This window comes from Rhizobium sp. PEPV16, from assembly GCF_008919455.1.
Lineage (GTDB): Bacteria > Pseudomonadota > Alphaproteobacteria > Rhizobiales > Rhizobiaceae > Rhizobium > Rhizobium leguminosarum_Q.
Genome location: NZ_VSZV01000355.1, coordinates 21,352 through 34,767, shown reverse-complemented (window position 1 = coordinate 34,767; position 13,416 = coordinate 21,352). Strand labels below are relative to the sequence as shown.

The following is a 13,416-nucleotide window of genomic DNA, read 5'->3' as shown; positions in this document are numbered from 1 at the left end:
CGGGAGTTATTCTTTCTGCAACCAGAGCGATATGCATCCATTGAAAACTTTAGAAAAATCTGATGGGCGTGGCTGGATTGCTCCCGCCAAATGCGGAATCGACATTTTTTTCTGAATTCGGCAATTTTTTGGGCAGCATCGCCTTACGATTGATGCTGATCGAGATGGTAATGGGGAGGTCGACCGTATCGATTCGGCCAACCCATTGCCCAGCATTTCAAGCGCCACCGCTTTCCCGCCGAGATCGTCTGGCATGCGGTGTGACTACACCTTCCGTTTCCGCTGATGTCGACAATCTGCTTGCCGAGCGTGATATCGATGTCTCGTTCCAGGCCGTGTCTGAGTGGGCGACCAAGTTCGGCCGCTGGTGCGAGACCTCGGAACGGTGGCGGGGAAGTCCTCTTTATGAAATCCAGCTTGCTCCGTCGGCTGACCCGGCTTGGATCGATCCGGTGTGCAAGATGCATGCACCATATTCATCTCATAAGCGTGCCGCCCCGCAGGGTCCCTGGTTTTTCTCGCCGCGTTGTAAAGAAGCATATCGACGGTTCTGCCGCAGACTATGAGTTGCCCCGGTCGCAGTAAACGGACAGGGGACAACTGTTTAACTCGGATGGCAACGGTGATGGCGGCGAGCTTGGCCAATCCCATGACGTTCACGAGCAGTTTGTCGTATCGGGTTGCGGCGCGTCGAAACTGTTTGAGCTTGCTGAAGAAGCGCTCGATGCACTTGCGCTCCTTGTAGAGGTCTGCGTCGCGGGCGCGCTGCACTTTCGGTTGCGCTTTGGCGCGATGGCGAGCCGCGTTCGGCTTTGCCGAGGTCAAACCGCTCTTTCGGGACAGCGCTCATCAAAAAGAGCAGCCTGGCAAGCAGCTGGGGTACATCGCCTTACTTCGAATATGTAACCTATCTCGGCGTAAGACGTAGAAACATGAAGTCTCTTCTACGTCCAATAGTTAGAGACGCAAGTATGGAGGCAATCGTCTTGGCAGCATATTCTGATGACAGTTTAGATCGCGAAAGCGTAGGTCATGAGAAAGCAATCAGCAGACAGAAGCCAAGATTCAGTTCTCAACCAAACGAGTTCTTTGGAATGTATTAATGTCCTTGGTGTTCGCATTTCGGCAGTTAATCTCAAGAGTGCCACCGGATTTATTCAAAAAGCGATCGAAGACGGCAGGAAGGAATATGTGTGCGTTCGCGACGCGCACGGCGTGGTCCGGTGTCAAGATGATCCCGAGCTCCGGTCGATACATAACCGGGCTTTCCTCGTAACACCCGACGGCATGCCGTTGGTATGGGCATTGAAGCGTGCCGGTCATGCGGAAAGCGACAGGGTCTATGGACCTGACCTGATGTTATCCGTTTTCGATGCCGGCAGCTCCAAGGGCTTGCGCCACTTCCTTTATGGCGCAACGGCCGAAACGCTCGAACAGCTGCAGGCGCGCCTTCTCGCAAAATTTCCGCAAGCTCGGATCGTCGGCTCCTATGCGCCACCTTTTCGCAAACTGTCGCCGCGGGAGGAAACGGAGATTGCTGACCAGCTCAATCGATCGGGCGCCGATATCATCTGGGTCGGGCTGAGCAGTCCAAAGCAGGAACTCTGGATGGCGCGCATGCGCGATCGTCTGGAAGCATCGATGCTCATCGGTGTCGGAGCCGCATTCGATTTCCACGCCGGCCTCAAGCGGCAGGCTCCAAGGATCATTCAAAGAAGCGGCTTCGAATGGGCGTTTCGTCTTTTATGCGAGCCGCGACGGCTGTGGCGGCGCTATGCGGTCGTCGTGCCGACGTTCATCTCACTGACGGCATTCCAGAGACTGGGGCTTCGAAAGTTTCCGATCGAAGACGCGGTTTTTGGACCAAGCGCGCCAAAAGAAGCAGCTGCAAAGGTGTAAAGCCATCATGTCCTTATTTGCGTCGCCAGCAATGACACCGAGGCCGCCGAAGGCAGCCACCTCAAATGACATGACGTCGCGGGCGATTGCGGCAGGTTCCGTGCCGCCCATAGCAGCTAAGACCGCCGATCCCTTTGACCGGGCAGGGCTGTATATGCCCGTCGCACTACGGAGTCGGCTTCCTCGGCTTGCAACCTCGTCCTTCCTGGTCGCCGGCGACATTGCAAGCTATTTGGTTGCCTACTTTGTTGTCCTGTCCTTTTTCCCCAGTGGTTTGGAGGGCACGCTGGCGGAGCGTACGTTCACGATCGCAGCATTCGCCGCGATTATTCTTTACACATCGGCCGGCCTCTATCCTGGGTATCGGTTGCATGACCATGAACATCTGCGGCGGCGCACTGTCGCTGGCGTCAAGGTGGCTGTCCTGGCGGCGTTTGGAGCAATTATCCTGCCGGAGGGGGAACGACTGCTGCTTGCCGTCATTGGGTTCCTCGCTCTCGGGCTGATTGTTCAGCCATTTGGGCATTGGCTTGCACGGAGCCTGTGCTGGAAACTTGGAATCTGGGGGGAGCGCGCGGTTGTCATGGGGGGAGGCGACCTTACTCCCGCTCTCGTGGCGCATTTCAAGAGCCACTGGCAGTATGGCATCAGGCCGGAGGCCATCTCCCTCGATAGTTTGGAGGCATTGCCCGATGGCGGGCCATCCATTGCCGTGATTGCGGGCGCCACAGGCGCGCTTGCATCCGATTTGGCGGCGATGCGTCGGAAGTTCGCCGAAGTTATTTTGCTGTCCGATACGCCGAGCCTCAAGGTAAGCGGATTGCGACCTGCGGATGTCGGCGGAGAGATCGGTATTCGCCTTATCAACAGTGGGAGTTCAATCAACTCGGACTTGGTTCGCCGGATCCTCGATCTCGCAATCGCCATCCCTGCATCGATTGTCGTCGCCCCATTCATCGCGTTTGCAGCGGCTGCAATCTATGCCATTGATCCAGGCCCTGTCTTCTTCCGGCACACCAGGGAGGGGCGGTCCGGCAAGCCGGTGCACGTCCTCAAATTGAGGACGATGTATCAGGATGCAGAGCAGCGCCTCGAAGCAGTCTTCCGAGATGACCCTAACATGCGCGCCGAGTGGTTGAGCCATTTCAAGCTCAAGGACGATCCGCGCGTCCTTCCGGTTATAGGACATATGCTGCGCTCTTCGAGCATCGACGAGCTGCCGCAATTGGCAAACATCATTGCGGGGCAGATGGCCATCGTCGGACCGCGTCCGTTTCCAGAATATCACCTCTCAGCGATGGATAGCGAATTTCGTGACAAGCGGCGTTCAGTAACACCGGGGCTGACGGGCCTCTGGCAGATATCCGAACGAAGCAATGCGGATATCGAACTGCAGCAGCAACTCGACGAGTTCTACATCGACAACCGGTCCCTGTGGCTCGATTGCCAAATTCTTCTCAGCACAATCCCTGCGGTGTTCAAACGCAGGGGAGCCTACTAACCATCCTCGCTTCCGCGAGGCAACCGTCAACAACGGAGCACACTAATGCACGGACAAAAGCGAGTTATGGTAACCGGCGGCACCGGATTTCTGGGATCATTCCTGTGCGAAAGACTTTTGCGAGAGGGCAATGACGTTCTCTGCGTGGACAATTACTACACCGGTTCGCGCGACAATGTACTGCACCTTCTCGACGATCCCCGCTTTGAGATTCTTCGTCACGACATCACCTTCCCGCTTTATGTGGAGGTCGACGAGATTTACAACCTCGCCTGCCCGGCATCTCCGGTCCACTATCAATTCGATCCCGTGCAGACCGTGAAGACCAATGTGCACGGGGCCATCAATATGCTCGGCCTGGCCAAACGCACCAAGGCGAAGATCTTCCAGGCATCCACGAGCGAAGTTTATGGCGATCCGGCAGTCCACCCGCAGCCGGAGGAGTATCGGGGCAGCGTCAATCCCATAGGCCCGCGGGCATGTTATGACGAAGGCAAGCGGTGCGCAGAGACGCTGTTCTTCGACTATCATCGTCAATATGGCGTGGAAATTCGGGTGGCGCGGATCTTCAATACCTACGGGCCGCGCATGCAGACCAATGACGGCCGCGTCGTCTCCAATTTCATCGTTCAGGCGCTTCGAAACGAGCCGATCACCATCTTTGGCAACGGCAGGCAAACACGATCGTTCTGCTATGTGGACGACCTGATCGACGGCTTTATCCGTCTGATGGCGGCGCCCGCTGGGGTTACAGGCCCCATCAATCTCGGCAACCCCGGAGAATTCCAGGTCCGTGAATTGGCAGAAATGGTGGTCGAAATGACCGGATCGAAGTCCGGCATCGTCTTCAAGGATCTGCCAGTTGACGATCCGACACAGCGCAAGCCCGATATCAGCCGCGCAACGCAAGAACTCGGCTGGCAGCCGAAGGTGAACCTTCGTGAGGGGCTTGAGAGAACGATCGCTTATTTCGAGTGGAAGCTTTCCGGCGGTGTAAGGAACAGGCTTGGCACCCAGTCCTCGCAAGAGGCTTATCCGCATCTGGCGGCTGCGAACGTCGAACTCACTGCTCCTGAAGCCATTCGATAGGGACATGAATAGCACCGTTGATGATCGAAAACCGCGGCTCGTTTTTTTTCAATGGGACCATCAGCCCAATGCGAACGCGGCCGGTTACCTGCTGCTGCACATGCAGCAGCAGGTCAAATGCCTCGCAACACATTTCGATGTCGTCGTCATTAACCGCGACTGCGATTATGCAGAGATATGCGCCAGGTACGAACCGGATCTGACGCTGTTTGAAAGCGGTTATCGGTCGCATGGCTCGCGTCGGATAAAAATCACCAACACCAATACCCATATCGCCGTTCCCAAGCTTGGCCTTCATAACGCCGACGCATGGTGCGATCGACGCGCGGGCTTCCTTTCCGATATGGAGCAGTGGGGCATCGAGGCGTATTTCGCGATCGCAACGATGGCTCCGGAATATATGCCGGCGGTGAAGGAGAATCTGTTCGTCTGGCCAAATTTCATCGATCCCGAAGTCTACCACGACTATGGCCAGCAAAAGGTCATCCCGGCCATGCTCACAGGTCAGGCCTACGGCCTTTATCCCTGGCGACAGACGGTCTTTCCGATAATCCGCGACCGTTACCCCTGCCTGGTCTCGCCGCAACACGCCTATGAGAGCAAGCTAGCTTCCCAGCTCCTGTCTGGAGAGGCTTATGCGCGCGCGCTCAACGCGAGCCTCATCGTCCCCACATGCGGCACTATGGGCGGCGAGGTCGTGCGCAAGCATTTTGAGATTCCCGGGGCAAAGGCCTGTCTCGTGACGGAACGCACGGCAGCCGTGGAGGCAGCCGGCTTTGTCGACATGGAGAACTGTGTCTTTGTTGACGGGCGCAACGTCGTCGAGCGACTGGATTACCTTTTTGCCCACCCCGACGAAATACGGCGTATCACGACAGCAGGTTACAGTTTGATCCATGCGCGTCATACACTGATCCACAGGCCGCAAATATATCAGTGGTTCATGCTGAACAAGGGCCTGCAGTTCGGCGAAAAGATCATCCAGTCCGGCCCGTTCGGCGATCTTACAAAGGTCCCGCGGATCTCCAAGCAAGAGAGCATCCATATCGTGGGGGAAGCGAGCGATCGCGCTTTACTGAAGCAGGGCGACCTGCTTCTCGAGCAGGGCAGGGTGGAGGAGGCGAAGCACTGCTACGCACGCTGCCTGGATTATGTATCGTACCTCCCCGAAGCTAAATTCCGCCTTGCCATTTGTGCGTTGCAGGAGGGCGACGCCGAGCGCGCCTATGACCTTCTGGTGGACCTAGTCAAGGTGACCATGACCGAATATGGGGCACTCAACCCGGATCCGGTCGAGTGGGCGTACTTCCTTCTCGCTTTGATCTGCAGAGGCCAGTTTGAGCGGGCGCGGAGGCTGCAAGATTTCTATCCATCTCTATCCCACGACGAATTCAGGCGCGCGCGCCTCGTCATCGCGCAACTCGGTCGCTCAGGCGATGGGGTCGTCTCGGGACGGTATGGCAGCGATCGAAAAAGCATTCATCAGCTTCCCGATCGGAGCGATTCCGATTGGCTTGCATGGTTCTCCGATATTCTTGAGCGGTGTCAGCAGCCAGATCTTGCAAATGTTCTTCGTCACGCTCCCGTCGGCCGAAGCGGCGCCGGCGAGAAAGTAACATTTCTACACTTCAAACGTGATGCTGGTTGGCGTCTGCGACTATATTCAGGCGCCGATGGCCTGATGGTCAGACTGCGCCTGAATGGCCTGAGGCCGAATGTACCGCCGCTGCCTGAGTTCCGATACTTCTGGCATCTTGCGCGGCGTCTGGTCCCCCATTCGCGGAGAGGCCCGTTGCGCAGGATCCGAACGGCGCTTTCCAGGCTTCCAATGGGCACCGGCAATTAGCTGTGAGCGCACATGCAGACAGCCTCACCTGGAGAGGCGTGCATGACAAACTTCTCCGGTGAGGCTGAAGATGCAATCGGGGACTCGGTGGCGTATTTGTCGCGCAGCCACCGAGCATGTTTAGAGCGAGAATGCGCTCGTGATGCGATGCAAGATCTGATCGGCCGACGCATCAGCACAGGCTGTTTGTCGCAGAGCCGCCCGAAAGAAAAAGATCGTTGAGCTTGAACACGACTTCCGTTCTGTTCGTCGCTTTGACCTTTTTCATAATATTGCGAACATGCACCTTTACAGTGCTTTCTCGCAGGTTGAGCTCATAAGCGATAATTTTGTTTGCCTTTCCGCGTCGGAGCGCCTCCACGACTTCGACTTGACGATCCGTGAATATGCCGGCTAGCGGGCGTGCGGTCGAATTGCTCGAGTCCAGCAAGTGACGCATGGCGAACAGAGCGCTTGCAGGCACAAAAATTCCTCCTGCCACCGACAGCGCGATCAGCTCCATACAGACACTGACGCTGACTGAGGCGGGTATGAACCCTTTGGCTCCGTACTCAAGTGCCCTAACGATTTGACCGAAATCGTCGCTATCGGCCAATACGATGAGTGGCGTCGATGCGAATTCCGACGAAAGCTTCCGGATTTGCTCCGAAACGGCCGGTTCATCGATCTTTTTGCCGCCGACGTTCAAAAGGATTGCCGAAAGCGGAGGATATTCGTCGCGCTTCTGCTTCCACTCCTCAATTGATCCAAAGGCCAAAATCTGCAAATCCGCTTTTTGGGCAGCCATGCATTGCGCCAGGCATTGACGATCGAGCTCACGATTATCGAGAATGACAAGCGAATGCGTGTGTCTTCCCGGCGCGGCAGATGTGTTCGGATTATCTATCCTGAGGGGAAGAGCTACGTTCTCCTGCCTGAGGTCCAAATTCGGTATAAGTGCTGAATTCACAGCTTACCCTCCCCTAACACGTTACGCTCAACTAAGACCCGAGTACCAACCCCTCTCAATACGGGGGTTTAGGAAACTCTAAAGTAGGAATCGAATACCACAATTCGCCGAGCGTTACAGTAGCTAATATAGGCTAAGTACTACACAGATTCCATAAATGGATAAGATGTTGAAGATAAGCCTGAGTATAGACCTAGGTCTTACTAGAGAGCTTGCGGGATAGTCTCTGTTGTTGCGTCGCCGTTTGGCGATGAACCCCTAAATGCATGGAAACCATCGCTGTCTCCGACGTAAGCAGCCGACGAGTGCGGGGGGTAACCCCACCACCAATGATGGTCAGGGGCATAAACCAGGGCGTAAGTCGTCTTAAGTAGATACGCCTTTCGGCGGATAAGCTTAAACGTTTTGTTTCTTTACTCAGATGAAGAAAACAATTCTCTTTGGAATGGAGAGAAGTATTTCTCCTGTTGGTGTGAAGCCTTGGACGCAATCGAACGATTATTTGTTTGACTGAAAATCGGGCCTGTTAGGAGTAGGGAGTTTGCAGGGATGATTGCATCAAACGTCAAGCTGGGTGAAGGCAGCGTCATCCACCATCGAGATCTTGTGAATCTCTACGGCTGCACGATCGGAGCAGGAACCCGCATCGGCACCTTCGTCGAGATTCAGAAGAACGTCATCGTCGGAGAAGACTGTAAGATCTCCAGCCATTCCTTCCTCTGTGAGGGCGTGACCCTGGAAGATGGTGTGTTCATAGGCCACGGGGTCATGTTTACGAACGACACCTACCCGCGCGCCGTCAATCGAGATGGCAGCCTGCAGACGGAGGCCGACTGGATTCTCATCCCCACGCTTGTCAAGCGCCACGCATCGATCGGCAGCAACGCCACCATTCTGCCCGGCGTGACGATCGGAGAGGCTGCCCAGGTCGGAGCGGGAGCGGTTGTAACAAAGGACGTGCCGGATGGCGCCATCGTCGCGGGCGTTCCAGCCAGGGTTATCGGCCGTGTCAATGACGGGCCAGTCGACATGCACGCGTTGGAGGGAATGTGATGATCGGCATCGCTGTTGTTGGGTATGGATATTGGGGGCCGAATCTGGTTCGCAACATCTCGGAGGCAGCCGGAGCGCACCTCGTTTCTGTCTGTGATCTCAATGTTGACCGGTTGGCGGCTGTCAAAAGCCGCTACCCCGCCGTGACGATCACCGATGATTTCGAGGAAGTGCTGCGTGATCCAAGAGTGGATGCCATCGCTATCGCGACGCCGGTCTTCACCCATTTCAAGCTCGCAATGCAGGCTATGATGGCCGGAAAGCATGTCTTCGTCGAAAAGCCGATGGCATCGACGACGGAGGAAGCTTCGCGGATGGTCGAAGAGGCCACACGTCGACGCCTCGTGCTGGCGGTGGATCACACCTTCGTCCATACCGGCGCCGTTCGCAAGATGCGTGAACTGGTCGAGAACGGCTTGGGGGACATGTATTATTATGACTCGGTTCGGGTCAATCTGGGGCTCTTTCAGCATGATGTCAGCGTCATCTGGGACCTCGCGGTCCATGATCTCTCCATCCTGGACCATGTCGTGCAGGAAAGGCCGGTGGCTGTTTCAGCGACAGGCATGAGCCATGTACTCGGCGAGCCGGAAAACATCGCCTACCTGACGCTCTTCTTCGAAAGCAAGCTCATCGCACACATCCACGTCAATTGGCTGGCGCCGGTCAAGGTGCGCCGCACGCTGATCGGTGGCAGCAACAAGATGATCGTTTACGACGATCTGGAGCCCAGCGAAAAAATCAAGGTCTACGACAAGGGCATCACCCTGAACCCCAATTCTCAGGCTTACGGCGAGAAGGTGCATCAGATGATGGTCGGCTACCGCAGCGGCGACATGTGGGCGCCCAAGCTCGATATGACCGAAGCACTGAAACGCGAACTGGATCAGTTCGTCGAGTGCATCGAGCAGAATTCGCGGCCCATTACGGACGGCCATGCCGGCCTGCGCGTCGTTCGGATTCTGGAAGCAGCAAGCCGGTCGTTGGCCCAGCGCGGTCGCATCATCGAGCTCGAAGAGGCGAGGCGCATCGCATGATCCCGTTCCTGGACATTAAGGCACAGTATCAATCAATCAAGGGTGAGATCGACGCCGCCGTGCTCGGCGTCCTCGCCTCGGGGCAATACGTATTGGGCGACGAGGTCGCGCATTTCGAGCAGGAATTCGCAGATTATTGCAACGTCAAGCATGCGATAGCCGTCAACACCGGAACGAGTGCCTTGCATCTTGCCCTGCTTGCGGCGGGCGTTGGTCCCGGCGATGAGGTCATTACCGTGCCATTCACGTTCGTCGCAACCGTGTCGGCTATCTGCTACACGGGCGCACGGCCCGTGTTCGTCGATGTTGAGCCCGTGGCACTCACGATGGATCCGGCGGAAGTCGAGGCAAAGATTACTCCCCGGACCAAGGCCATTGTTCCCGTCCATCTCTACGGTCAAATGGCCGATATGGACGCGATCAAGGCAATTGCCGAGCGCCACGGGATACCCGTCATCGAAGACGCCTGCCAGGCCCATGGCGCGCAATACAAAGGCCACCGCGCCGGCAGTATCGGCCTATCCGGCTGCTTCAGCTTCTATCCGGGCAAAAACCTCGGCGCCTGCGGCGAGGGGGGTATGGTCGTTACCAATGACGATGATCAGGCCAAGACGATGCGCATGCTGCGAGACTGGGGTCAGGAGCAGCGCTATCACCATCTGCTGAAGGGCTTTAACTATCGCATGGACGCCATTCAAGGCGCGATCCTGCGTGTCAAGCTCCGGCACCTTGAAGCTTGGACCGAGGCGCGTCGCACGCATGCGCGCCGCTACTCTTCGCTGCTTGCCGGATCGACGGTTTTGACGATCCCTGTCGAAGCATCCGATCGGCGTCACGTCTATCATGTCTATGCCATAAGAAGCCGTGATCGCGATGGACTTCAACGCCTGCTCAGCGCGGAAGGCATTCCGTCCGGGCTCCATTATCCCATCCCTGTTCATCTGCAGAAAGCCCATGCCGACCTTGGTTACCAGGCCGGGGATTTCCCGGTCTCGGAAGCCGCGGCACGGGAGGTCCTCTCGCTGCCGATCTATCCAGAGATGCCTGTACGACACGTTGACCAGGTGGTCGCCGCGCTGGAGTACGCCTATGTCAGTTAACCGCGCCGGCGAGGCTCGACTGGTGCAGGCGGTCCATGGTCGCCATGAAAGGCCGGCAGATCCTGGCTACCAAACTGGGTTGGTCGAAGAACTCAGACAATCATACGGGCGCGCTGGCCTGATAGACCTCTATGGTCGTTTCGCCACAGGCGACGGGGTCGTCGACACACTGATGCGCAAAGCCATCTGGCAAGCGATCGCGCGGAGCTGCGGCACGGGACTGCAGGTTGCGGGCGGCGCCGGTTTCAAACATCCGGAAACGTTTGAAATCGGCAATGGCGTGTTCATCGGCGCTCAGGCCTATATCCAGGGCCGCTTCGACGGCACTTGCGTGATCGGCGACAATGTCTGGATCGGCCCGATGGCTTATTTCGACGCACGCGACCTGGTTATCGAGGATTGTGTCGGCTGGGGCCCTGGCGCCAAGGTGCTTGGCTCGACCCACACCGCGCTGCCGGTGGATGTGCCGATCATTCGCACCGATCTCGAAATCAAGCCGGTCCGCATCGGCGCATGGGCCGATATTGGAACGAACGCAACGATTCTTCCCGGCGTGAGCATCGGAAAAGGGGCGATCGTCGGAGCGGGTGCAGTCGTTGTCTCCGATGTCGAACCGTTTTCAGTCGTGGCGGGTGTGCCGGCGAAGTTCATACGCTGGCGCACGGAAGCCGATCCTGTGCTGGATTTATCGCATGGAGGAAGATCGTGAGAAATCAACGGGTACTCATTACCGGCGGAGCCGGCCTGATCGGGTCGCATATCGCCGATCTCGTCGCATTGGAGAAGCCGCGGGAGATTATCATCCTCGACAACTTCGTGCGCGGACGCCGGGACAATCTCAGCACGGCAATAGGTGGCGGGTCCGTCAACATCATTGAAGGAGATATCCGTGACAGAGCCTTGTTGGCGAGAACCTTCGAGGGCGTGGACATCGTCTTTCACCAGGCGGCCATCCGCATCACGCAATGCGCCGAAGACCCACGGCTTGCCTTCGATGTACTGGCCGAAGGCACGTTCAATGTTCTCGAAGCTGCCGTAAAGGCAGGTGTGTCGAAAGTCGTCGCTGCCTCTTCTGCCTCTGTGCTGGGTTTGGCCGAGAGCTTTCCGACCACCGAAGCGCATCATCCCTATAATAACAGGACGATCTACGGGGCGGCCAAGACGTTTAACGAGGGGCTGCTTCGCAGCTTTGCGGAGATGTACGGCCTGCGCTATGTGGCGCTGCGCTATTTCAACGTATACGGGCCGCGAATGGACGTTTACGGCGCCTATACCGAAGTGCTGATCCGCTGGATGGAGCGTCTGGCGACCGGAATGCCACCCCTCATCTATGGAGACGGCAGCCAGACGATGGACTTCGTCGATGCACGTGACATCGCCCGGGCCAACCTGCTGGCTGCGAAGAGCGATGTCACCGATGAAGTGTTCAATGTCGCGAGTGGTAGGGAAATAAGCCTCCGGGAACTCGCGCAGATGCTGAGCAGCATCATGGGGGTCTCACTCGAACCGCAGCACAAAGAAGCCCGCGCGGTAAACGGCGTAACCCGTCGTCTTGCCGATATCAGCAAGGCCGAGAAACTCCTGGGCTTCAAAGCGGAAATATCGATGGAACAAGGGCTTCGCGACCTTGTCGCCTGGTGGAAGATGAAGACCGATGCGGCAGGAGGCCAAGCTGCATGAGCCCGTCGCTACCTGTAGTTCCAGTTGCCAAGCCCGTTCTCGGAGAGGAGGAGGCGGAGGCTGTTCGCCGCGTTATTCTATCAGGATGGGTGACGCAGGGGCCGGAAGTTGCCGCTTTCGAGAGTGAATTCGCTGCCTTTGTCGGCGCTGCACATGCCTGCGCCGTCTCAAACTGCACGACCGCACTGCATCTCGCCTTGATGGCGGTAGGTATCGGTGCCGGTGATGAAGTCATTACGGTCAGTCATTCGTTCATCGCAACCGCGAACGCCATCAGATACTGCGATGGCGTGCCTGTCTTTATCGACATCGAGGCGGACGGTTACAATATCGACCCTAGCCTGATCGAAAGGGCAATCACGTCCCGGACCAAGGCAATCCTGTGCGTTCATCAGCTCGGCATGCCTTGCGATCTTCGCCCTGTCGTTGAGATCGGGAAGCGCCTCTCGATACCGGTCATCGAGGATGCGGCGTGCGCAACGGGAAGCGAAATCCTTTGGGATGGAAATTGGGAAAAAATTGGCAAGTCGCATGGCGACATTGCCTGCTTCTCCTTCCACCCCCGTAAGGTCGTCACGACCGGTGATGGTGGCATGTTGACTACGGCCAATCCCGAGTATGACCGAAAATTTCGCCTCTGGCGCCAGCATGGCATGAGCGTCACCGACGCCGTCCGTCACGGCTCGAGGCAGGTGATCTTTGAAGACTATGATGAACTAGGCTACAACTACCGCATGACTGACCTTCAGGCGGCGGTCGGACGGGTGCAACTGCGGCGGCTGCCGGAGCTGATTGCGCAGCGCCGGCGGCTTGCCGAGCAGTATATAGAGCGCCTGTCCACGATCCCTAGGCTAACGCTGCCAATCGAGCCCGGCTGGGCTCGCAGCAACTGGCAGAGCTTTTGTGTGAGATTGCCTGATGCTGTCGACCAAAGGGCGGTCATGCAAGCGCTGCTCGATCAGGGGATATCCACCCGGCGCGGTGTGATGAACATCCATCTGGAGGGGGCCTATTCGGGCCAAAGTTCCCATCGTGCTGCCACAAGTCTGAAGCGAAGCGTGGCAGCGCAGCGGCAAACGATAATCCTACCGCTTTATGCTCAGATGACGGATCTCGACATCGTCAGGGTTGTCGAAGCACTTCGAAGCTCATTGGCTGAGGCGGCCAGCATACCCGCCGCCGTACAGCACGATCGGGACATCGCGCTTGTATGATTTCCTGATTGCGTGATGCAATCCTCGTTGTGCCGCAGGGCCTAATGC

The 13,416-nt window shown here is 57.2% G+C and carries 11 protein-coding genes and 2 pseudogenes; 11 read left to right on the top strand and 2 right to left on the bottom strand.

What is annotated here, in order from left to right; translation table 11 throughout:
- Positions 1-204: 204 nt before the first annotated feature.
- Positions 205-362: pseudogene (locus tag FY112_RS33785) on the top strand (IS6 family transposase); the annotation flags it as partial.
- A 301-nt stretch (positions 363-663) separates the two neighbouring features.
- Here the strand turns inward: FY112_RS33785 and FY112_RS33775 are convergent.
- Positions 664-747 (bottom strand): annotated as a pseudogene (locus tag FY112_RS33775) (IS5/IS1182 family transposase); the annotation flags it as partial.
- A gap of 285 nt (positions 748-1,032) precedes the next feature.
- Between FY112_RS33775 and FY112_RS33770 the strand changes: the two are divergent.
- The 4 genes from FY112_RS33770 to FY112_RS33755 are packed head-to-tail and all read left to right on the top strand — an operon-like array spanning position 1,033 to position 6,335.
- Positions 1,033-1,899, top strand: coding sequence for a WecB/TagA/CpsF family glycosyltransferase (locus tag FY112_RS33770; protein WP_017957541.1), 867 nt, complete (start codon positions 1,033-1,035; stop codon positions 1,897-1,899).
- Between the two features lie 7 nt (positions 1,900-1,906).
- Positions 1,907-3,400: a sugar transferase gene (locus tag FY112_RS33765; RefSeq protein WP_151520354.1), complete on the top strand. Its 1,494-nt coding sequence runs from the start codon at positions 1,907-1,909 to the stop codon at positions 3,398-3,400.
- A 45-nt stretch (positions 3,401-3,445) separates the two neighbouring features.
- Positions 3,446-4,489 (top strand): UDP-glucuronic acid decarboxylase family protein, encoded by a 1,044-nt coding sequence (locus FY112_RS33760; RefSeq protein WP_151520317.1) that lies wholly within the window; start codon positions 3,446-3,448, stop codon positions 4,487-4,489.
- Between the two features lie 4 nt (positions 4,490-4,493).
- Positions 4,494-6,335, top strand: a complete 1,842-nt coding sequence (locus tag FY112_RS33755) for a glycosyltransferase (protein WP_151520316.1) — start codon at positions 4,494-4,496, stop codon at positions 6,333-6,335.
- 172 nt (positions 6,336-6,507) lie between these two features.
- Here FY112_RS33755 and FY112_RS33750 read toward each other — a convergent pair whose 3' ends face one another.
- The gene (locus FY112_RS33750) at positions 6,508-7,284 is read right to left on the bottom strand and encodes a response regulator transcription factor (protein ID WP_132614741.1); all 777 of its coding nucleotides are present in this window, start codon (positions 7,282-7,284) and stop codon (positions 6,508-6,510) included.
- A gap of 549 nt (positions 7,285-7,833) precedes the next feature.
- On the opposite strand from FY112_RS33750, the gene FY112_RS33745 reads away from it, so the two are divergent.
- The 6 genes from FY112_RS33745 to FY112_RS33720 are packed head-to-tail and all read left to right on the top strand — an operon-like array spanning position 7,834 to position 13,368.
- On the top strand, positions 7,834-8,337 hold the full coding sequence (locus FY112_RS33745; protein WP_017957536.1) for an acyltransferase: 504 nt from the start codon (positions 7,834-7,836) through the stop codon (positions 8,335-8,337).
- Positions 8,337-9,374, top strand: coding sequence for a Gfo/Idh/MocA family oxidoreductase (locus FY112_RS33740; protein ID WP_017957535.1), 1,038 nt, complete (start codon positions 8,337-8,339; stop codon positions 9,372-9,374). The genes FY112_RS33745 and FY112_RS33740 overlap by 1 nt, the downstream gene beginning before the upstream one ends.
- Complete coding sequence (locus FY112_RS33735) at positions 9,371-10,474, top strand: DegT/DnrJ/EryC1/StrS family aminotransferase (RefSeq protein WP_151520315.1); 1,104 nt, start codon at positions 9,371-9,373, stop codon at positions 10,472-10,474. The genes FY112_RS33740 and FY112_RS33735 overlap by 4 nt, the downstream gene beginning before the upstream one ends.
- Entirely contained in the window at positions 10,464-11,183 is a 720-nt protein-coding gene (locus tag FY112_RS33730) for an acyltransferase (RefSeq protein ID WP_020047526.1), read from the top strand. Before FY112_RS33735 ends, FY112_RS33730 begins: the two co-directional genes overlap by 11 nt.
- Entirely contained in the window at positions 11,180-12,154 is a 975-nt protein-coding gene (locus FY112_RS33725) for an NAD-dependent epimerase/dehydratase family protein (RefSeq protein ID WP_017957532.1), read from the top strand. The genes FY112_RS33730 and FY112_RS33725 overlap by 4 nt, the downstream gene beginning before the upstream one ends.
- Positions 12,151-13,368, top strand: coding sequence for a DegT/DnrJ/EryC1/StrS family aminotransferase (locus FY112_RS33720; protein WP_151520314.1), 1,218 nt, complete (start codon positions 12,151-12,153; stop codon positions 13,366-13,368). Before FY112_RS33725 ends, FY112_RS33720 begins: the two co-directional genes overlap by 4 nt.
- Positions 13,369-13,416 lie beyond the last annotated feature (48 nt).